Origin of the sequence: Planococcus sp. 11815, from assembly GCF_051096385.1 — a bacterium.
Lineage (GTDB): Bacteria > Bacillota > Bacilli > Bacillales_A > Planococcaceae > Planococcus > Planococcus citreus.
In genome coordinates this window covers 3,163,425-3,184,841 of the sequence record NZ_CP096991.1, presented here as the reverse complement: position 1 = coordinate 3,184,841, position 21,417 = coordinate 3,163,425, and the positions used below count along the sequence as shown (strand labels likewise).

Sequence of the window (21,417 nt, the reverse complement as noted above, 5' to 3'; positions counted from 1 at the left end):
GGAAGGATGAGGAGTATGCAAACTTTAACGAAACAACCATTAATGGATCCGGATGCACCGAACCGCTCGACCGCCATTGTCGGCGGGGCGAGCTCTGGTTTGCTCAATTGGAACGACATCGCCCATCCGCATATGTATGAACTGTACCAAGCGCTGCTAGCGAACTTCTGGAAAGCGCAGGAAATCAATATGCAGGATGATATTAAAAATTGGGATTCATTGTCCGATACCGAAAAAGACGTCTTTTTGCGCATCAACACGCAGCTCGCGTCTCTCGACAGCCTGCAGACGCCGACGATGACTCAAGTCATGGACTATGTCAGTGATTCAAGTTTCAAGTCGATTTTTGCCGTCATCGCCCAACAGGAAGCGGTTCATACCGAGTCGTATTCCTATGTACTCAGCTCGCTCGTACCGCTCGATGAACAAAACCGGCGCTTTGACGAAGCGAAGAACGATCCGCTCGTCAGAAAACGCAACGCACGCATTTTACAAGCTTACGAAGCGTTCCGCACCGAGCCGAATTTGGAAAACCTGCTGAAGCTTGCGGTCAACTCGATCAACTTGGAAGGCATTTATTTCTACGCGGGTTTTGCGTTTTTCTACCATCTCGCTCGCCAGCAGAAAATGCTCAAGACGAGTACGATGATCAGCTATATCCAACGCGATGAAATGCAGCACGCTTATTTTGTTTCGCAATTTATCCGCATCTTGATTGCAGAAAACCCAGAACTCGCGACAGATGATATGAACAACTGGATTCGCGAGGAAGTGGCGCACGCAGTGGAACTCGAAAAAGAATGGGCACAGCATATCCTTGGGGAGATTGATGGGCTTGATCTTGATGAGTTCAATGAATACGTCGAGTATTTGGCCAACAAGCGGCTGCGCCAAATCGGCCTTGGCAACCTCTATGAAACGCGTGACAACCCGATGCCGTGGATCCGCGTCTTCGGTGATGATATGATGAACAGCACGAAGTCGGATTTCTTCGAACAGAAATCACGCGCCTATACGAAAGTATCGGAGTCGAACGGCTTTGACGAATTATAAACCGAGCGTTGCAATTGTCTATGCTTCTGCGACGGGGCACACTGAAATCCTTGCGCACATGGTGGGAGACGCTTTCGTGCGGCAAGGGACTGAACCGGATGTTTTTCGTGTAAAAGAATTCGATCTCGCTAAACTATGTCGTTACGATATAGTTGTGGTCGGTACTTATACCTGGATGAACGGTGACATTCCAAAGCAGCTTCATGGCTTATTTGAAGCGATGGAACAGCAAGACAAGACGCTTGTTACGGGTGTATTCGGGACAGGCGACCGCTGCTTTGCAACGTATTGCGGCGCGGTGGATCTGTTCCGGGACATGCTTCATGCGACAACCATCTTAGCTGCAACGCTTAAAGTCGAACAGATGCCGTCTGCGGACGACCGCATGCGCTGCGGCGTGTTTGCAGAAAGTGTGCTGTTAAAATACAGCCATCACAAAGGCATGTTGTCAGCCGCCAACTCTTGAAGCTTCCGATAGTTTCTCCTTTGTACAAGCGGGTATAGAGCTAATAAGGAATTGAAACAGAGGAGGAAGGTCAATGGCACAACAGAAATGGTTGAAAGTCGGCGCAGCGGCAATGCTATCTGCGGGAGTGCTCGCTGCATGCGGTGGCGGAGAAGAAGAGCCGGAAATGGAACAGGAAACAGACGTCATGCCAGGTGAAGAACAAGGCGACTCTGAAGACAATGAGAGTGACGATGAAGAAGAGGAAGAAGACTAACTTTGTATAAGTAGTTGTGGGCCTATAGTTTCCCTTTTTTGACGATTTGTCTTATACTGTATACGAACGGGAAACCATAGTATTTCCGGTCAGGCGTCAATCATCATTGCTTCAAAATGATCAACTCCAATTTGGTAAAATGGAACAGACTATAGCGCTGGAACCAACGCCGAAAAAAACCCTTGCTTGGGTTTTTTTCGGCGTTTTCTTTTTAGCACAATCTGCTTTAAGAAAGGGGAACGATATGAAAATCGAACACACCATCATGGATCTGGCACAACAGGTCGGTAACTTGCTTGAGGCGGAAACCGATACCACGGACATGGAATGTCTGATCAAGAAAAACCGAACCGTAACCATTGAATTGCATGATAAAAGTTTTGATTGCACACTGGAACACGATATATCGTTTCGAAACCTGAAATCTGACGGTTCTGCCGTAAACGAAGCAGACATATATTTGCTCCCTGAAGAAGTAGTGTTATTTACGCAAGCATTGCAGCAATATCCAATAGCCTTGCCAACAGAATTTGAACAAAGCATCGACTCAAACCCGAATATTGTGTGTCTGCGACTGACAACAGAGGAACCGCCAGAGAATTTCGCCGCGCGCCTCGCTGCTGCCTTGCGCCAGATCGATTAAATAGACAAAACCCGGACCGCCTGGCGATCCGGGTTTTTAGCGTGTATCCTTTATTTGGAAAGAGAAAGTTGGCATGTTATGGTGGGGTTGCTGGCACATTTTGATTCAGTGGGAGGCTTGGGCATGCGTGAATTTATAGTGTATTTTATAGGGTTTTTGGTGCTTGCAGCTTTTAATAGTTGGATGAATTACATACAAGAAAATACGTGGAATTTACAGGAAAACCTTTTTAAAGCTTTGTTCATCACGCTATTTATACGCGGCGGATTTTGGTTTGAGAAGAGGGTGAAAAGAAAAGAAGCGCAAGAACAGAAAGAGGCCAAACAAGAGTAATCTCCTTGTTGGCGATGGTTTGAATTTCTCGTGTTACTTTCTAAATTCCAATAGTTTTATCAAATGGTCGAGGCGCAGTGCAATATAAACCAATGTCATGGCGGCGATTCCTTGCCAAATGCTGCCGTAGAACAGTCCAAGAAGGGCTCCGACTGCTATGTAAACCAGTAAATTCTTTTCCATCCCATTATCTCCCTTCATTACAAGTTAATCGTATTATAACTTAAGTGCAGATTATAAAGACAATAAAGGAAATATTTTCTATTTCATAATATAGATACAACAGCTTTGCTTTAGGCTCAAACCTAGCCATTAGATAATCGATGCTTAATCCTCATCCTCCCTTTATAATGAACTTACGCAACATTTCATTTGAAGAGGAGTTTTTCCCGTGATTGTCATCATCGATCATTACGATTCATTTACATATAATCTGGTCCATTATTTCGAGCGGCTCGGCGCGCATGTTGAGGTCTTCCAAAATGATCAGGCCACACTTCAAGATATCGAAGCGTTGTCGCCGGAACTGATTGTGCTGTCGCCAGGCCCGGGCAAGCCCTTGCAGCCAGGGGTTGGGCGTGAAGCGCTCGAACAGTTCAGCGGGAACGTGCCGATACTCGGCGTGTGCCTTGGACACCAGAGCATTGTCGAGTTCTACGGCGGGCAAGTCCGTAAAGGTGCACAGCCTGTCCACGGGAAAGTGTCGGGAGTGGCACATGGCGGGCAAGGGGTTTTTGCAGGGCTCGCTTCACCGACGCCGGTCGTGCGCTATCATTCACTCGTAGCAGACAGCATGTCACTGCCGGACATTCTTGAAGTAACAGCTAGGGCAGAAGATGGCAGCATCATGGGCGTGCGCCATAAAGAACTGCCGGTTGAAGGCATCCAGTTCCATCCCGAGTCGATTTTGACAAAGGATGGTTTTCAGATGCTTGCGACCGCCTATCAGAACGCCCAAGTATGGAAACGTGAAAAGAAAGGAGGCGCACATGATGGCCCCTTATCTGCAGTTTGATTTTGCAAAAGACGACGGAACGCCGGAGACGGTCGCTTTTTCTGAGCCGCATGCGGTACTTGAAGCTAAATCGCTTGAAGAAGTGGCGGCTGTTTTTGAACAAGTCGATGAGTACACCTCCCAAGGCTATTACGCTGCGGGTTATGTATCCTACGAAGCTGCGCCTGCTTTCCATCCGGAAATGGCCGTTCGCAGAGGTGCCGAAATGCCGCTCGTCTGGTTTGGCATCTATCGCGATCCACAAGCGCCAAAAATCTTAGGCGATGAACATTATGAAGTATCCTCTTGGTCGCTTGAAGGATCCGTTGCCGAGTACAAGAACGGCATCCAAAAAATCCGCCAAGCCATCGAAGAAGGCGATACGTATCAAGTGAATTACACAGAACGCCTCACCGCCGGATTCAAAGGGGATGCGAAAGCATTTTACCGTCAGCTTGCGCGCAACCAGCAAGCGGATTACAGCGCTTACTTGGATATCGGGCGCCATCAGATTTTGTCGGCATCGCCGGAATTATTCTTCCGCATCGACGGCTCGCGTATCCGCACAAAGCCGATGAAAGGAACTGCGCCGCGCGGCAGGACGAGCTGGGAAGATGAGGCCATTTTGGATGTGCTGCTTGATTCGGAAAAAGAACGTGCCGAGAACTTGATGATTGTGGATTTATTGCGAAACGATATGAGCCGCCTCGCCAAACCGGGAACCGTACAGGTGCCGAAGTTGTTTGAAGCCGAGAAATACCCGACCGTCCACCAGCTCACATCAACGGTAGAAGCTGAATTGCCGGAAGGGCTCAGCGTATTCGATTGGTTCAAAGCCTTGTTCCCGTGCGGCTCGATCACCGGCGCGCCGAAAATCAGCACGATGCGTTATATCGCTCAACTCGAACAGACGCCGCGGGAAGTTTACTGCGGCGCAATCGGCTATATCACGCCTGAAAAGAATGCCATCTTCAATGTGCCGATCCGCACCGTCGTCATCGATCAGGACAAATCGGCTGCGCGCTACGGGGTAGGCGGCGGCATCACTTGGGATTCAACATCCGAAGGCGAGTACGAAGAGCTATTGACAAAAGCCCGCGTGTTGACTGACCAGCGCCCGGAATTCGCCTTGCTCGAATCACTCAAGCTGGAAGACGGCAATTATCCGCTTGTCGCGCTCCACCTCGCACGGCTGAAAAAAAGCGCGGCATATTTTTGTTTTGCATTGGATGAAGAAGTTGTGGCGAAACAATTGGAATCGCTTGCTTCAAAGCATGCGACAGGCCTTTTCAAAGTCCGCCTGACGCTTGAGCGCAGCGGCAAGATGGAGTTGGCTGCACAGCCGGCAGCCCCAATCGAGCAGCCGATCCGCTGTGCACTCGCCAAAGCGCCCGTCGACAGCCGAAATGCATTTCTTTATCACAAAACGACCAACCGAGGCATTTATGACCAGCATCAACAGCACGCGCCTGACGCTTTTTCCGTGCTGTTATGGAATGATCGTGAAGAATTGACCGAGTTCACCATCGGCAATGTGGTCGCTGAAAAAGACGGCCGCTTCTACACGCCGCCCGTCTCAAGCGGACTGCTTGCGGGCACTTATCGCGAACAGCTGATTGATGAAGAGCGCATCGAAACGAAAGTGCTGAAAAAAGATGAACTCCACACATTCGACGCCATCTGGTTCATCAACAGCGTCCGCGGGTGGATGAAAGTAGAACTTGATACTTATCCTGTGTGAAAATAGCAGTTAAAAAAAGCCGGCCCTTCCATCACGGAAGGGCCGGCTTTTCTATATTACGCATTGACGGTAGCTTTAGGTTTCAATACTTCTTCGGATTCGGCAATGGCTTCTTGGCGGAACGTATCGAGCATATCGCACGGGCGCCCCACAAAATCCATTTTGCCGTCTTTCAATTTCACGATGCGGTCGGCAAGGATATGCGCGTCTTTTTCATCGTGGGTGACAAAGATGGAAGTGATGTTCGCCTTTTTCAAAATCTCCCGAAGATCTTTGCGAATTTTCCCTTGCAGCTCGGCGTCCAAATTACTGAAAGGTTCATCCAGCAAGATCAAATGAGGGTTCGGCGCAATCGCGCGGGCAATTGCTACACGCTGTTGCTGGCCGCCGCTCAATTGATGCGGATAGCGCTTTTCGTATTCTTCCAATTCGACGAGTTCAAGCATTTCACGCATGCGCCGCTTTTTGTCAGCTTTTTTCATGCCGGACAAGCCGAACATGATGTTCGCGGCAACCGTCATATGCGGGAACAAAGCGTAGTCTTGGAAAACCATGCCAATGCCACGTTTTTCCGGCTGCAAAAATGTCTTGTCGTCGAACAAGGTTTCGTCCTGGATGACTAAACGTCCGTTTTTCGGCCGCTCAAGCCCGGCGAGCAAACGCAAAATTGTGCTTTTTCCGCTGCCGCTGCGCCCGAGGATCGAAATGACTTCACCTTTTTTTATATCCAGCGTGAACCGATCAAGTGCAGGGGCCTGTGTATTCGGATAGGAAAAACTCACATCTTCAATGGCGACAAACATATCAATCCATCTCCTTCTCGAGTATCTTATAGAAAATCACAATGGCCAAGGCGCTAATACCGACAATCAGTAAGGAAGCTTGGGAAGCCTCCATGATTTTTTCATCACTTGCGTACTGGAAAGCTTTTGTTGACAATGTATCAAAATTAAACGGTCTGAGGATCAATGTCAAGGGAATCTCCTTGAGCACATCGATGAAGACCAGGATAAATCCACTGATAATCGCGCCTTTCATCATCGGCACATCGACTTTAAAAAAGGTCTTCGTCGGGCCGGCGCCGAGGAGTCTTGAAGCATCCCGGAAGTTCGTGCCGATCTTGTCATAGCCCGTCTCAATCGAGTTGTAGCCGATGGCGAAGAACCGGATGATGTAAGCAGCGAGCAGCAGAACAATGCTGACGCTGAGCACCAACGTCGTCTCGAGGCCGATCGCCAGATAAACGGGAGCGAGGTAGCCGTCGAGTGCGACAAAAGCCGTGACGACTGCGACGGCGATGACCGCCCCAGGAATCGAATAGCCGAGCACTGTCAGTTTCGGCAAGAGTTTTGTATATTTGCCTTGCACCATGCGGGCGAAATTCCCGACGATGAGCGCAAGGATGACGATCAAGGTGGCGCTGAGCCCGGCGACAAACACCGAGTTTTGCACATAGCGCATGAATTCTTCCATCGGGATCGTCCCGAAGGTCAAAACCGTCCAGTCAACCAGCTGAATGACAGGGATGAAGAATCCAAGGCTCAAGATCACCATGCCGTAGCCTGCCGCCGCAAAGCCTTTCCATCCACTGAGCGGGATCAGCTGAAGCGGGCGTACTTTCGTCGAGAAATAGCTATATTGCCGTCTGCCGCGAAGCAGCTTCTCGATGAGCAGGATGATGATGACGAAGCCCATGAGAGACGCGGCCAGTTTGATCGACGTATCCAAGTCCCCAAGGCCGAACCAGCTTTGGAAGATGGCGGTCGTAAAGGTTTGGATGCCGTAATATTTCACGACGCCGTAATCATTCAGCACTTCCAACACGACCAGGCTTGCACCGGCGATGATGGAAATCCGGGAAATCGGCAGCACCACTTGGAAAAACGTGCGCCAAGGGCCTTTGCCGAGCAACCGTGTGCTTTCGATCAATGACGCTGATTGTTCAGACAAATACACTTGCGTGATCGTGTAAACATAAGGATACAAAAACATCGTGTAAATGAAAATCGCCCCGGGCAAATTCATGATATCGAAATACGCCGGGTTCAGCTCCATTCCGAATCCCTCGCGCAGCGTCGTCTGGATGGCGCCGGTGAAATTCAAGATGCCGTGGTACGTATAAGCACCGATAAACGGCGGGATGGAAAGAGGGAGGATCAACGCCCACTTCAAAAAGCGCCGGAATGGAAAATCGTATTGCGCGATCAGCCAGGCCAGGCTCAGCCCAATCAGAATCGTGAAGAACGCTGTCGCGAGCGTCAGGATCAGTGAGTTGATGACAAACTGACGCAATACGAACTCTTTCATATGTTCCCAATTGTCATTTGACGGCGTGAACAGCCCGGTGACAATGGTCAAATTCGGCAGGAACAGCATCAGGATGATGACGACTGCCCCTACAGTCCAGATATTGAAATTGGCCAATCTGCGTTGCAAAATCCAGGCACCTCTTTCCAACTCGCAAGAAATCCCTTGCCGCACTAAACCAGCGGCAAGGGGAAATCATTCAGCTTATTTCCAGCCGACTTCGTTGAACAATAGAATCGCTTGGGCATTGTTTTCGCCGAGTGCAGACATCGAGATGTCCTGCTCTTTGAAGTCACCCCATGATTGCAGCAATTCGGATGGTTCCACTGCTTCGTTTACTGGGTATTCATAATTGACGGAAGCGAATGTTTCCTGGGCTTCCGGTGCGGAGAGAAACTCCAGCAATTTGATGGCATTTTCTTGGTTCTTAGCTGATTTTACCACACCCGCGCCGCTGACGTTCACGTGCGTGCCTGTCGTATCCTGGTTCGGGAAGAACACATCGAGGCCTTCAGCCACTTTGACTTCTTCAGGGTCTTCAGAATTCAGCATTTGGCCGAAGTAATACGTGTTCATGATGGCTACATCGCCAACGCCCGCTGCGATTGCTTTCGCTTGGTCGCGGTCGCCGCCTTCAGGGTCGCGCGCAAAGTTCTCGACCATGCCAGCTGCCCATTCTTTCGCCTCTTCTTCGCCGTTCAATTCAATGAAAGAAGCGAGCAAGGATTGGTTATAGATGTTCTCAGAGCTGCGGATCAATATGCGTCCAGCCCACTCGTCTTCCGTCAACGCTTCGTACGTGGATAGTTCAGACGGGTCGACTGTTTCTTTGTCATACAGGATGACACGTGCGCGTTTTGTCAGGCCATACCACATTTGGTCTTCGTCCTGGAAGTTGGCAGGAATCTGCTCATCCAGCAATTCACTTGAAACAGACTGCAAAATGTCGTCTTCTTTCGCGCGGTGCAGGCGGCCTGCATCAGCTGTCAAAAACAAATCGGCTTGCGTAGCGTCGCCTTCGCGCTTGATGCGCTCAAGCAACTCGTCGGCTTCGCCTTTGATCAAGTTGACTTTGATGCCGGTCTCTTCTTCGAATTTCTTGTAGAGCTCATCGTCCACATCGTAGTGGCGTGCAGTATATAGATTCACTTCGTTGCTGGCTGTTTCTTCGCCGGACGTTTCCGCCGGTTGTTCTTCTGAGCTGTTCGAGCTGCCGCATGCAGCAAGGACTAGAAGCGTGCCGAGCACTAATAGGAATGAAAGCAATTTCTTCATGGATGTCTCTCCTTTGAATTGGTTGATGAATCTTATTTAAATGAAAACGATTCTCATTTACTAGTATAGCTAGCCACTCATTAAAGTCAACGGTTTTAGCGGAAAACTTGTTTTAAATGTGTCCATTTTCGTTATATTTTAGATAACAAATGGAAGCGCTTAGTTTGAAAGCTTCTCAAAGCCTCATCGAACCCCTGGCTATTTGCCAGTCTCAGGAAATGCTACACTTGAGAATGAGAAACAACTGGACTGATCTAATGGAAACGGGGGCATACGGAATGGATATGAAAACATACTTGTCGCTCGATGCGACAGCGCTTGCGGAATTGGTGAAAAAAGGGGAAGTTAGCCCAAGGGAATTGGTGGAACTCAGCTTTCAGCGCTTGGATGAAGTCGAACCGAAACTCCATGCTTTCACAGCGGAGCGTCACGAGCAGGCATTGCTGGATGCGGAGAATGGAAGAAACGGCATCTTCGGTGGTGTGCCGGTTGCCTTGAAGAACATCTCCCAGGCACTCGCGGGACAGCGCCTGAGTGCGGGATCGAAATTGTTTGCAGACTTCCGCCCGGAACGCGATTCTCATTTCGTCGCGCGCTTGAAAGCAACTGGGCTTATCCCGATCGGGCACACGAATACGCCGGAATTCGGCTTGAAGAATATTTCAGAACCTGAGCTGTTCGGCCCGACGCACAATCCGTGGAATACGGATCATTCGCCAGGCGGCTCAAGCGGCGGGGCAGCGGCCGCTGTAGCATCCGGCATCGTGCCTGTCGCCGGCGCCAGTGACGGGGGCGGCTCGATTCGCATCCCTGCATCATTCACGGGTTTGTTCGGGCTCAAGCCGACACGCGGCAGAACGCCAGTCGGGCCGGGAGCCGGACGGCAATGGCAAGGGGCATCGATCGACTTTGCATTAAGCCGGACGGTGCGGGACAGCGCTGCGCTACTCGATGCATTGCAGGTCGTCCAGCCGGAAGCCGCGTTTCAAACGCCGCTATTTCCCGGGAACTATACGGAACAGCTGGGCCGGGAGTTTAGCGAGCCGCTGACGATTGCGTTCTCACTGGAATCGCCTGTCGGTACGTTAGTGTCAGAAGATGCGAAACAAGCCGTGCTGAAGACGGTGCGCTGGCTTGAAGAGCAGGGGCATAGAGTCGAAGAACAAGCTCCTGACATCGACGGCGTTCAATTGATGCGTGAGTATTATTTGATGAACAGCGGGGAAATGGCGCTGCTTCAGAAAAACCTCGAGAAAACATTCGGCCGGCGCCTGTCGGAAGACGATATGGAAATCGAGTCCTGGCTTTTGGCGACTGCCGGCAAACGGGTTTCGGCCGCAGATTATTCTGCGAGCCTTGCCGCGTGGGACGCAGCCGCCGCGAAAATGGCAGAACTGCACGCGCGTTTTGATTTCTACATTACTCCCGCGACCGCGCACCCTGCCCCAGAAATCGGCGAATTGAGCCATTCTAAAGAATCACGTACGCGCTTATTGCAAGCACTCGATATGGCACGTGATACTACCGATCAGCAAGAACTGATCTATGCAATGTTCTTGCCAAGCCTTAGCTACACGCCGTTCACGCAGCTGGCGAACTTGACCGGCCAGCCGGCGATGTCTTTGCCGCTTCATGTGACCGAGGCGAATTTGCCGATCGGCGTCCAGGTAATGGCCCAAAAAGGGGAGGAGCATCGCTTGCTCCAGTTGGCGCGGCAAATCGAACAAAGCGATTTATGGATCGGCCAGCGCGGTAACCCATTCTTTCAATAAATCGAATCTATTATAGAAGGAAACACAAAAAGCCCTGGAAAAGGAATTCCTTTTCCAGGGCTTTCATTCGTTTTAAGAAGAAACGGCTTGCTGGGTCGCTTGGACCTTGTCGTCTTTTTCGTAATTGCGTTCCACACGGCGGATGTCCATGCGGATCAAGATGGACAAGACGAGCGCAACGGAGATCAATCCGATGAAGATATAGAAAACCGGTACATAGCTGTTTGTTGCGGAATAGACTTGTGAAACGATCGCCGGCCCGATGATGCCGCCAAGAGACCAGGTCGTCAGCAAATAGCCATGGATAGCACCAAGCTGTCTTGTGCCGAACATATCGCCGATAAACGCCGGCAAGTTCGAGAAGCCGCCGCCGTAGCAGCTGACAATAAGCAAGATAAACACTTGGAAAATGATGACGTTCGTGATGCCCGGAAGCATGACGAAAGCGATGATTTGAATGATGAAGAATAGCATGAACACGGTCGGGCGCCCGATGTAATCGGAGATTGCGGCCCAGCCGAGGCGACCGCCGCCGTTGAAGATCCCCATGATACCGACCAGTGTCGCGGCACCGGCTGCCGTCAAGCCGACCAATTCCTGTGCCATTGGAGAAGCGACCGAAATGATCATGATGCCGGCGCTGACGTTGATGAGCATCATCGTCCAGAGCATCCAGAAGCGGCGTGTTTTCACAGCTTCTCTAGCTGTCAGTTGCGCCAAGTCTTTTTTCATGACTTTTTTGCCGGAAGCAAGGTCCGCTTCCATTCCTTTAGGCATGAACCCTTCAGGCGGCGGTGCGATATAGGAAGCACCGAGTGAGATTAAGATGAAATAACTGATACCGAGAATATAGAAAGTCGTCGTCACGCCAACAGAAGCGATCAAACTTGCGGCAACCGGAGCGGTGATGAGTGCTCCGGCGCCAAAGCCCATGACGGCCATGCCAGTCGCGAGGCCGCGGCGGTCAGGGAACCATTTGACGAGTGTCGAGATTGGCGCGATATACCCGACGCCAAGCCCCATTCCGCTCATGAATCCGTATGTAAGCAGGAACAGCACGAGTGAATCGATTTGTGTTGCAAAGCCAGCGCCTGCTTGTCCGATACCGAACAAGAAAGCTGCTACCATAGCGGATTTTCGGGGGCCATTCTTTTCAACAAAGCCACCGAAGAACGCAGCGGAAATCCCGCCGAGTGCCATCATGATCGTGAAGGCGTAAGTGATTTCCGTTGGAGACCAGCCCATCGTTTCGCTGATGGGTTTTGTATAGACACTGTAGGCATAAGCCGCTCCGATCGACAATTGGATCGCGATGGCGGATAACGCGATCAGCCATCTGTTTTTGTTCATCTTCATAGTGAAATTCCTCCTTTGTGAGTGAAACTGTTCTTTCGAGAATACATGCTTTTCACTATTTCGACAAACTAATTTTCAGAATAGAAAAACTAATCTAATAAAAAACTGATATTGCTATTAATGAAGAGTGGGGGGTTATGCGTTTAAGAGGGTGAAAATCAGTCGTTTTTAATGAAAAAGGAATAAAACAAGCGTTTAAAAGTAAGCGTTTTCAGAAAAGGGCAAATTAGATTGGTAATATATACTCATTTTTCACTAAGAGAGAAAATTTCTAATGTAAAGGAGAAATTCTATGTTTAGGAGACATAAGAGGTGTCTGGAATTCAGTGTTCATGCGGTTTTGAGGCTTATCAGAAAAAGAATTTCAACTATTCTAAAATATTCTGTTTCAGCTATAGTTTTCTCTCTTTTAGCCGAATAAATGCTATTTCAGACAATATAATTATTTGGATATAAGAAAACCGGAATTCCTCGGTAGGTGAGGGGTTCCGGTTTCAGGAAACTGCTTCATCAATTCACTTTCATCTGGACGATATCGCGGATGTAAGCCATGACCCGTTCTTGTGCTTCTTCCGAGCTGTAGTCATTTCGATGGTTCAGGTAGTTTGAAAACATTCCTTGCCACACAAGGTTGGTCAGTTCATTCAATTCTTCAGCTTGCTGCTCATCAAGCACCCCAGATTCAACGATAAAGTGGATGGCATAACGGCCACGGTCCGTTAAGCTGCGCTTCTTCAAACCTGGCAACAGTTCATCGGGAACCGTCACCAAGTCCATCGGGTACAATTCGTAATAATGCGCCAGCATATTTTCAGGATGATCCCCAAGGTCCACCAAGAAAACGGCGTTGAAAATTTCCGGCATTGAAAAGGAGTAACGGCTGAAGCAATCCCACGCAGCGAGGTATTTCTCGATGGGATCGTCTGCTTTTTCCATTTCTGCAGTCACCGTTTCGATATAAGGGCGCATGAACTTCAAAGAAGCAAAGAACAGCAAATGGGATAAATCATCAAAATAATTATAGATGGTCGCGCTGTTATAACCTGCTTTGTCGGCCACTTTCCGAATCGTGACATGACGAAATCCTTCAGCTTGGATTAATTCCTCCGTTGCATCGATAAAATAAGTCCACATTCTCCGTTTTTTTAAATTTCGTTTCTCCATATCCAACTCCACCATTTCTGTTTTATGCAACTTGCCTAAACGACTGTTGATTTCTTTTATACTACCATGCTAACCTAAACATAGTAAAAAAAGTAATCATGATTATAAATTAATCTTGATTAACAATTCAAGGGGGAATTGGATGAATAAAGTGAAAATCGATCCTGTGGTGTTTTGGTCTTCGTTGGGAGTCATCGTCGTCGCGACTTTGGCTTTGGTCATTTTTAGGGATACGGCAGAACCTGTACTAAATAAGATGTTGACTGGCATCACTTACAATTTGGACTGGGCGTTTCAATTTCTGACATTCGGCTTGTTTATCCTTCTGATGTATTTGGTGTTCAGCAAATATGGGAAAGTTCGCTTGGGTGACGAACCGCCTGAGTTTTCGACCTTTAGTTGGGGAGCTATGTTGTTTTGTGCGGGGATGGGCACAAGCATTATGTTCTGGTCGATGATGGAACCAATGTATTACTATATGGGGCCGCCGTTTGGCTATGAGCCGAATAGCAACCAGGCAGCGGAATGGGCCGTTACTTACGGCTTGTTCCACTGGGGCATTTCGGCTTGGTCGTTGTATGCTTTGCCGACAGTGACCATTGCTTATTCGTTTTTCGTTAAGAAGAATCATTCATTGAAAATCAGTTCGGCGTGCCGCGGTATTTTAGGCAAACATGCAGACGGCTGGCTTGGCAAAATCATTGATATCCTCGTGATTTGGAGTTTGGTTGGAGGGCTCGGAACCTCATTGGGCCTTGGTGTACCGATGGTGTCCGCAGTTATCGGTGAAATTTTCGGCGTTGCCCAATCGCTCACCTTGAGCATCATCATCATCGCGGTTTGGGTCGTCATTTACAGTGCCAGTGCGTACGTAGGGCTTTATAAAGGTATACGCAAGCTCAGTGACTGGAATGTTTATTTAGCGCTTGGCTTGGCGGTATTTGTCTTATTAGCAGGGCCGACTTTGTTTATCTTATCGAACTTTACGAATAGTTTCGGGCTGATGCTGCAAAATTTCGCTTTCATGAGCTTCTCGACAGACCCGATCAATCAAGGTGGATTTCCACAAAGCTGGACGGTCTTCTATTGGGCATGGTTTGCGGCAACAGCGCCGTTCATCGGATTGTTCGTCGCTCGGATTTCACGCGGCCGCACCATCCGTGAATTGATTACCCATATTCTCTTATGGGGCTCAGTCGGCAGTTGGTTATATTTCGGCATATTTGGTGGCTATAGCTTGAATTTACAATTGAGCGGAGCACTTGATGTCTTAGGCGTGATGAATGAAAGTGGTGACCCAGCAGCAATCGTTGAGATTTTGAAGAGCTTGCCGCTGAGCTTTCTGGTGCTACCGTTCTTTGCCGTTCTCGGCTTCATTTTCTTGGCGACATCATTGGATTCAGCAACTTATATCCTCGCATCCATCACGACGAAAGAATTATCTGCAGGACAGGAACCGGCACGCTGGAACCGTATGCTTTGGGGAATGGTGCTGGCGGCGCTTGCCATTTCGTTATTATTGATCGGCGGATTGAACGTCATTCAAACCTCTTCGGTCATTGTCTCGGTACCGGTTATCTTGCTGTATGGCTTACTGACGGCTTCATTGTTGAAATGGCTGAAAGAAGATTATCATGAACAGATAGGTAAAGGAGCGGAAAAATAATGGTCTTTAACGTAAGGGAAAGCACACGAAAAGTGAAAGAAGAATTTCCGTATGAAGTGGAAGTGACGGATCACTTGTGGATTCCGATGTCTGATGGTGTTAGGCTGTCTGCGAAAGTTTGGATGCCAAAAACAGCGATCGGACTTAAGGTGCCCGCAGTGCTTGAATACTTACCGTATCGGAAAAACGAATTCACTGCCTTGCGCGATTCATTGCGGCATCCGTATTTTGCCGGGCATGGCTATGCAAGCATCCGGGTGGATATGCGTGGCTGCGGAGATTCGGAAGGCATCATGTACGATGAATACGCCACGCAAGAACAGGACGACGCGCTGGAAATCTTAGATTGGATCTCAGCACAAGACTGGTCAAATGGAGCGGTCGGGATGATCGGGAAATCTTGGGGAGGATTTAACGGCCTTCAAGTGGCCGCTCGTCAGCATCCGGCATTAAAGGCCGTCATCACCTTATGCTCGACCGATGACCGCTATGCAGATGATGTCCATTATAAGGGAGGCGCAGTGCTCGCTTCGGATATGTTGTGGTGGGCTTCGACGATGCTTGCTTACAATGCGCGCCCTGCAGACCCTGAACATGTCGGGGAAGACTGGCGGGAAAAATGGCTGGAACGTCTGGAGAAGACGCCGCCTTTTATAGAAGAATGGATGCGCCACCAGCGGCGTGATGCGTATTGGAAGCATGGCTCGATTTGTGAGAATTACGAGGATGTGCAAATTCCAGTTTATGCAGTTGGAGGATGGGCGGACGGTTACACGAATGCAATTTTTCGCATGATGAAAAACTTGAAAGGTCCGAAAAAAGCATTAATCGGCCCGTGGGCCCATGAATACCCGGAAGTCGCTGTGCCAGGACCGCAAATCGGATTTCTTCAGGAATGTCTTCGTTGGTGGGACCAGTGGTTGAAAGAGGAAGAAACGGGCATTATGGAAGAAGCCCCGATCCGCCTGTGGATGCAGGATGCAGTGCCGCCGAAAACGGATTATGATGTGCGGCCGGGAGAATGGGTGGAAGAGCAAGCATGGCCGACCCCTAACACAGAAGATCAAAACTTTTATTTGGGAGATCTCGATTTGGCTGAAGCACCGGCTGAAGGTGAAGAGTGGCTGAAAAAACACCAGCATCATGGTTTATATGCGGGAGTCTTTTGCCCGTTCGGACAAGAAGGAGATATGCCATCTGACCAAGGCATCGAAAATGGCTTGTCCAATACTTTCACCAGCGCGGAGCTGGAAAAAGACTTGCCGATACTTGGGTTTCCAATCATGACAGTGAAGCTGAAGAGCGATCAGACACGCGGCAATTTGGCGGTACGCTTGAGCGAACTTTCACCATTTGGCACTTCCAAGCTGATCAGCTGGGGGCAATTGAACCTGACGCATCGAAACAGCCATGAATTTCCGGAAGACGTACCGACTGGAGAAGCTTTTACAGCTACCATTGAACTGGATGCAATCGGCTATAAAGTGCCAAAAGGCCATCGTCTGCAAGTATCGATTTCACCAAATTATTGGCCACACGCTTGGCCTTCGGCAGAAGAAGCAAATGTCTTGTTAATCAAAGACGCAGAGACAAAACTAACGCTTCCGGTTTACCAAAAGGAGATTCCTTCAAGAGAACATTCTCCTTTCAAGCAGCCGGAGACAGCCGCGGTGCTGGACCGTGAAGTGCTGCGCGAAGCTGGGCGCACCCGTGCCATCCGGCATGATACCGTCACCAATGAATGGCTGCTTGAAGATTTCTCGGACGAAGGATGCCGTCGATTGCCGTCGAACGGCTTGGAATACGGCAGCACCAACCGCAATATCTATCGGATTGCGGAAGGAGATCCGTTGTCCGCAAAAGTGGTTTGCGACTGGACCTTGACACTTGGCCGAGGGGAATGGCAGACCCGTTTAGAATCCACCAGCACGATGTGGGCTGATGAAAAGAAATTCTATGTGACGAGTGAGTTGGCCGCATTTGACGGTGACGAAAAAGTGTATGATACCTGCCGTGAATTTGAAACGGAGCGGGATTTCAATTAAACCCAAAAAGAGGCAGCCCTAGGGCTGCCTCTTTTTGGGTTTTTGATTGTTATTGCCTTCTCGGCAACAGTTATTGAATGTTCTCTTTCCATATCTCCAATTCAGGATTGCTCAATTGCTTCAATACATCATCCCGCCCTTGGTAAATATGTTCTTGCATGGCAATTTTCGCGCGTTCCGGTTCTTGATTTTCGATGGCCTTCCAAATGGTGTTATGAACGTCCAATGAGCGCATCAATTGGTTTTCGTTGTACCAATAGAAGGAGCGGAAAATGAGTGGCACTACTACTACTTTAGATATAAGCGACATCAAATACTCGTTTTTGGTAGCTTTGTAAATCTCTTCGTGAAATGCCTGGTTCGCTTGCTGCAAGCTGCGGATCGAGTAAATATCCTCACGGTCCAAATCGTTGATTGCTTTTTCGTAGGCTAAATTTTTATTGTGAATTTTTTCGAGATCGTCTTCTGTCCGATAAAGGGCGGCTTCGCTCGTGCCATGGCTTTCCAGTAGCGCCCGCACATTGTAGATTTGGCGAATGTCTTGAATGGTGAATTCACGGACTGTATAGCCCCGCCGTTGGAATGGGGTGATGAGACCGTCTGATTCAAGCTGTTTAATCGCTTCTCTTACCGGCGTCCTGCTGACTTGCAGGCGTTCGGCCAATGCCTCTTCCGTCAAGCGTTTGCCAGGCGGTAATTTGCCGATGATGATTTCATTTTTAATCATTTCGTATGCGTTCATGTCCAACACCTCTTATTTTATTGTATACAAAACTAGTTTTAGAGACAAATATCCATAGCAATTTAAAAAATCCCCTTTGATTTTGAAGCGTTATAACAAGGCGTTGAGTTTTATTTAAAAAAGAGTGTTGACCTTATTGTATACAATATGTTATTTTTTTATCAATTGCTAATTATCCAAAAATTTATCCGTGTTGATAAAATCACGCCGTATCAGCGCCTTTAATTCCATTGGGCAATGTGTTGCCTGCTTCAGAATAGGGAGAAACGGACAAATTGGATACAATGCAAAAAATAAATGGGGGTGCCACATATGACAAACCTACAAGAAGCAATCGATATCCAAGGCGAACCACAACGAGAAGACAGGCTGCCGCTGCAGGGAGTTCGCGTCCTGGAATTAGGCACCTTGCTTGCCGGTCCATTTACGGGGAGGATGCTCGGAGATTTTGGAGCAGAGATCATTAAAATCGAAGCACCTGATAAAGCGGATCCGCTGCGTGAATGGGGGCAGCAAAAAGATGGAGAAGGCTTGTGGTGGCCGATCCAGTCGCGCAATAAAAAATCAGTGACCTTGAACTTGCGGACGGTGGAAGGACAGGAGATTTTTAAAGAGTTGGTCAAAAATGCCGACATCATCATTGAGAATTTCCGCCCCGGAACCATGGAGAAATGGAACCTTTCCTACGAGCAATTAGCTGAAATCAATCCGGGTATCATCATGACGAGAACGTCTGGATATGGCCAAACCGGCCCTTATAAAGAAAGAGCTGGATTCGGCAGTGTTGGCGAAGCGATGGGCGGCATCCGAAACGTTACGGGCTTTCCCGATCGTGCACCTTCGCGCATCGGAATTTCTATTGGAGACACGCTGGCCGCGCTATTTGCCACCATCGGAACACTGACGGCACTTCATGAGCGCCATCATTCCGGAAAAGGGCAGGTGGTCGATACGGCCATTTACGAATCGGTCTTTTCAGTCATGGAAAGCACCATTCCGGATTATTTGCTGGCAGGCTATGTGCGCGAACGGATGGGCAATATTCTGCCAGGTGTCGCGCCATCGAATATTTATAAAACAAAAGACGATACGTACATCGTCATCGGCGCCAACGCAAACGGAGTCTTTAAGCGTCTATGCGAAGCGATGGGCGAGCCGGAGCTGTTCGACAACCCGAAGTACAACACCCATCATGCCAGAAGCGAGAACATGACAGAATTGGATGAACTTATCGAAGCCTGGACGAAGCAGCAAGATACGCAAGTGGCGCTCGAAATTTTAGCGGAAAAAGGCGTACCCTCCGGATTGATCTACACCGCCAAAGACATTGTCGAAGACCCCCATTATCAAGCACGCGAAATGATCATCAAGCGGGAACATCCGACACTCGGCGAATTCCCGATGCCTGGAGTCGTCCCGAAATTGAGCCGGACGCCAGGTGAAGTGAAGCACGTTGGAGCGGAGCGGGCAGGAAAAGACAATGCACTCATTTACGGAAAAATCTTGGAATATGGCGAAGAAAAACTGAAAGAGCTGGAGGAGCGCGAAATCATTTAAGGAGTGATGGGTTTTGGGAAAGACATTATATGAAAAAATTTGGGACCGGCATGTAGTGGCCCAACAGCCAGAGCAGCCGGATATTCTCTACATCGATCTGCATCTAGTGCACGAAGTAACTTCCCCGCAAGCATTCGACGGCTTAAGGCAAGCAGGCAGGAACGTGCGCAGGCCAGACAGGACTTTGGCGACTATGGACCATAGCATACCGACCCTTAACCGCGACCAGCCTTTTGAAGATGAAATTGCGCAAAAGCAGGTAGAGGCGTTGCGTAAAAACTGCGAAGACTTTGGCATCAAACTTTTCGATCTTTTCCATAAACAGCAAGGCATCGTCCATATTATTGCGCCCGAACTCGGATTGACGCAGCCAGGACAGACGATTGTCTGTGGAGACAGCCATACAGCGACGCACGGGGCATTTGGCACATTGGCATTTGGCATCGGCACGAGCGAAGTTGAACATGTGCTGGCCACGCAAACTTTGAAGCAAAGTAAATCCAAAACGATGGCGATTGAATTCCAAGGGCAATTGCCGACCGGTACTTCGGCGAAAGACTTAATCTTGGCGTTGATCGGGCGATACGGGCATGATTTTGCAACCGGTTACACAATCGAATATCGCGGCGAAGCCATCCGTAAGCTATCGATGGAAGAGCGGATGACCGTCTGCAATATGTCGATTGAAATCGGCGCAAGGGCAGGTATGATCGCGCCGGATGAAACGACATTCGCTTATTTGTTAGGTAAATCCTATGTTCCGGAAGGTAAGCGGTGGGAGCAAGCACAAGCAGAATGGAAAAAATTGTACAGCGATGAAGACGCGGTATTCGATAAAGTGGTGGAATTTGATTGCGGCAAAGTAGAACCCCAAGTGACATGGGGAACCAACCCCGGCATGGTCGTTTCAGTGAATGGCCAAGTGCCAGCGCTGGAAGAGCTTTCTTTAGAGCAGCGAAAAATCGCGGAAAGCGCTTTGGCTTATATGGGGCTGGAACCGGGAGTAAGGATGAAAGATATCGAAATCGATACGGTCTTTATCGGCTCGTGCACCAATGGCCGCATTGAAGATTTGCGGGAAGCGGCGGCTGTCGTGAATGGCTACCACATAAAACAAGGGATTCGGGCACTAGTCGTTCCAGGTTCCCAAGCAGTCAAAGCACAAGCTGAAACCGAGAACTTGGATCGCATCTTTAAAGATGCTGGATTCGAATGGCGGGATGCGGGATGCTCCATGTGCCTCGGCATGAATCCAGACATCGCTAAGCCTGGAGACCGGGTGGCTTCCACTTCTAACCGGAATTTTGAAGGCCGGCAAGGACGCCAGTCAAGAAGCCATTTGGTCAGCCCAGCTATGGCTGCGGCCGCGGCAATTACCGGCCGCTTTACCGATGTCCGGGACTGGCCGCTTAGAACCGGGGAAGGGGTGACAGGATGAAAGCGCTGAAAACTCATACGGGTACATTGATGCCGCTGGACCGTGCCAATATTGATACAGATGCCATCATCCCAAAGCAATTTTTGAAACGTATCGAAAAAAGCGGCTACGGGCAATTTCTCTTTTTCGATTGGCGTTTCAATGAAGATGGCACGGAAAATGAAGAGTTTATTCTAAATTGCGAACCCTACCGCAACGCGACAGTTTTGCTGACGCGGGATAATTTCGGCTGCGGCTCGTCGCGCGAGCATGCGCCCTGGGCAATTGAAGACTATGGATTCCGTGTTATTTTGGCTTCTTCTTTCGCGGATATCTTCTATAATAACTGCTTCAAGAATGGTATCTTGCCAATCCAATTGCCTAAAGAACAGATAGAAGAACTGTTTAGCAAAGTTGCGGCACAACCCGAATATGCCTTGACGGTGGATTTGGAGTCGCAGGAAATTCGAGATTCCAACGGCATGACAAAGCATTTTAAAGTAGATGACTACCGAAAGCATATGTTGCTTGAAGGGATGGACGAAATTTCCGCAACGATCCGGCATGAGGAGCAAATCGATGCATTCGAGCAACAACACCGGCTTTACTATAGCCTGCAATAAGGGTGAA

Annotated in this window: 20 protein-coding genes; 13 read left to right on the top strand and 7 right to left on the bottom strand. The window is 49.1% G+C overall.

Translation table 11 applies throughout. The features are described 5' to 3' along the window. Positions 1 to 6: 6 nt before the first annotated feature. The 5 genes from M1Q06_RS15985 (at position 7) to M1Q06_RS15965 (ending at position 2,751) form a co-directional block, all read left to right on the top strand. Positions 7 to 1,053, top strand: a complete 1,047-nt coding sequence (locus tag M1Q06_RS15985) for a ribonucleotide-diphosphate reductase subunit beta (RefSeq protein ID WP_434400680.1) — start codon at positions 7 to 9, stop codon at positions 1,051 to 1,053. Then, a complete protein-coding gene (locus M1Q06_RS15980; RefSeq protein ID WP_434400678.1) occupies positions 1,040 to 1,519 on the top strand; it encodes a flavodoxin domain-containing protein in 480 nt (159 codons plus the stop codon). The genes M1Q06_RS15985 and M1Q06_RS15980 overlap by 14 nt, the downstream gene beginning before the upstream one ends. A gap of 73 nt (positions 1,520 to 1,592) precedes the next feature. Then, positions 1,593 to 1,775 (top strand): hypothetical protein, encoded by a 183-nt coding sequence (locus tag M1Q06_RS15975; protein ID WP_434400676.1) that lies wholly within the window; start codon positions 1,593 to 1,595, stop codon positions 1,773 to 1,775. A gap of 106 nt (positions 1,776 to 1,881) precedes the next feature. After that, complete coding sequence (locus M1Q06_RS15970) at positions 1,882 to 2,418, top strand: DUF1259 domain-containing protein (protein ID WP_434400674.1); 537 nt, start codon at positions 1,882 to 1,884, stop codon at positions 2,416 to 2,418. A 123-nt stretch (positions 2,419 to 2,541) separates the two neighbouring features. Continuing rightward, positions 2,542 to 2,751, top strand: coding sequence for a hypothetical protein (locus M1Q06_RS15965; protein ID WP_434400672.1), 210 nt, complete (start codon positions 2,542 to 2,544; stop codon positions 2,749 to 2,751). A gap of 33 nt (positions 2,752 to 2,784) precedes the next feature. Here the strand turns inward: M1Q06_RS15965 and M1Q06_RS15960 are convergent, their stop codons facing one another. Continuing rightward, the gene (locus M1Q06_RS15960; protein WP_434400670.1) at positions 2,785 to 2,934 is read right to left on the bottom strand and encodes a hypothetical protein; all 150 of its coding nucleotides are present in this window, start codon (positions 2,932 to 2,934) and stop codon (positions 2,785 to 2,787) included. Between the two features lie 208 nt (positions 2,935 to 3,142). Between M1Q06_RS15960 and M1Q06_RS15955 the strand changes: the two genes are divergently transcribed. Both M1Q06_RS15955 and pabB read left to right on the top strand, forming a co-directional pair. Next, positions 3,143 to 3,766 (top strand): anthranilate synthase component II, encoded by a 624-nt coding sequence (locus M1Q06_RS15955; protein WP_434400668.1) that lies wholly within the window; start codon positions 3,143 to 3,145, stop codon positions 3,764 to 3,766. Next, entirely contained in the window at positions 3,741 to 5,486 is a 1,746-nt protein-coding gene (gene pabB, locus M1Q06_RS15950) for an aminodeoxychorismate synthase component I (protein WP_434400667.1), read from the top strand. Before M1Q06_RS15955 ends, pabB begins: the two co-directional genes overlap by 26 nt. 56 nt (positions 5,487 to 5,542) lie before the next feature. Here pabB and M1Q06_RS15945 read toward each other — a convergent pair whose 3' ends face one another. The 3 genes from M1Q06_RS15945 to M1Q06_RS15935 form a co-directional block, all read right to left on the bottom strand. Then, complete coding sequence (locus M1Q06_RS15945; protein WP_274844314.1) at positions 5,543 to 6,289, bottom strand: ABC transporter ATP-binding protein; 747 nt, start codon at positions 6,287 to 6,289, stop codon at positions 5,543 to 5,545. A gap of 1 nt (position 6,290) precedes the next feature. Next, positions 6,291 to 7,922 (bottom strand): ABC transporter permease, encoded by a 1,632-nt coding sequence (locus M1Q06_RS15940; protein WP_434400664.1) that lies wholly within the window; start codon positions 7,920 to 7,922, stop codon positions 6,291 to 6,293. Between the two features lie 75 nt (positions 7,923 to 7,997). After that, entirely contained in the window at positions 7,998 to 9,068 is a 1,071-nt protein-coding gene (locus M1Q06_RS15935; RefSeq protein ID WP_434400662.1) for a Fe(3+) ABC transporter substrate-binding protein, read from the bottom strand. Between the two features lie 278 nt (positions 9,069 to 9,346). Between M1Q06_RS15935 and M1Q06_RS15930 the strand changes: the two genes are divergently transcribed. Further along, positions 9,347 to 10,840 (top strand): amidase, encoded by a 1,494-nt coding sequence (locus tag M1Q06_RS15930; protein WP_434400660.1) that lies wholly within the window; start codon positions 9,347 to 9,349, stop codon positions 10,838 to 10,840. A 72-nt stretch (positions 10,841 to 10,912) separates the two neighbouring features. On the opposite strand, the gene M1Q06_RS15925 is transcribed toward M1Q06_RS15930, so the two are convergent. Further along, positions 10,913 to 12,190, bottom strand: a complete 1,278-nt coding sequence (locus M1Q06_RS15925) for an L-lactate MFS transporter (protein WP_434402906.1) — start codon at positions 12,188 to 12,190, stop codon at positions 10,913 to 10,915. 516 nt (positions 12,191 to 12,706) lie between these two features. Further along, positions 12,707 to 13,360, bottom strand: coding sequence for a TetR/AcrR family transcriptional regulator (locus M1Q06_RS15920; RefSeq protein WP_434400658.1), 654 nt, complete (start codon positions 13,358 to 13,360; stop codon positions 12,707 to 12,709). Positions 13,361 to 13,502: 142 nt separating this feature from the next. Between M1Q06_RS15920 and M1Q06_RS15915 the strand changes: the two genes are divergently transcribed. Together M1Q06_RS15915 and M1Q06_RS15910 are read left to right on the top strand one after the other, a co-directional pair. Continuing rightward, positions 13,503 to 15,026 carry a BCCT family transporter gene (locus M1Q06_RS15915; protein WP_434400656.1) on the top strand — a complete coding sequence of 508 codons (1,524 nt, stop codon included), beginning with the start codon at positions 13,503 to 13,505 and terminating at the stop codon, positions 15,024 to 15,026. After that, positions 15,026 to 17,071 (top strand): CocE/NonD family hydrolase, encoded by a 2,046-nt coding sequence (locus tag M1Q06_RS15910; protein WP_434400654.1) that lies wholly within the window; start codon positions 15,026 to 15,028, stop codon positions 17,069 to 17,071. Before M1Q06_RS15915 ends, M1Q06_RS15910 begins: the two co-directional genes overlap by 1 nt. Positions 17,072 to 17,141: 70 nt before the next feature. On the opposite strand, the gene M1Q06_RS15905 is transcribed toward M1Q06_RS15910, so the two are convergent. Then, complete coding sequence (locus tag M1Q06_RS15905; RefSeq protein WP_434400652.1) at positions 17,142 to 17,813, bottom strand: GntR family transcriptional regulator; 672 nt, start codon at positions 17,811 to 17,813, stop codon at positions 17,142 to 17,144. A 312-nt stretch (positions 17,814 to 18,125) separates the two neighbouring features. Between M1Q06_RS15905 and M1Q06_RS15900 the strand changes: the two genes are divergently transcribed. The 3 genes from M1Q06_RS15900 to leuD are packed head-to-tail and all read left to right on the top strand — an operon-like array spanning position 18,126 to position 21,410. Further along, a complete protein-coding gene (locus M1Q06_RS15900) occupies positions 18,126 to 19,370 on the top strand; it encodes a CaiB/BaiF CoA transferase family protein (protein WP_434400650.1) in 1,245 nt (414 codons plus the stop codon). A gap of 13 nt (positions 19,371 to 19,383) precedes the next feature. Next, entirely contained in the window at positions 19,384 to 20,808 is a 1,425-nt protein-coding gene (gene leuC / locus M1Q06_RS15895; RefSeq protein WP_434400648.1) for a 3-isopropylmalate dehydratase large subunit, read from the top strand. Next, on the top strand, positions 20,805 to 21,410 hold the full coding sequence (leuD, locus tag M1Q06_RS15890) for a 3-isopropylmalate dehydratase small subunit (RefSeq protein WP_434400646.1): 606 nt from the start codon (positions 20,805 to 20,807) through the stop codon (positions 21,408 to 21,410). Before leuC ends, leuD begins: the two co-directional genes overlap by 4 nt. Positions 21,411 to 21,417 lie beyond the last annotated feature (7 nt).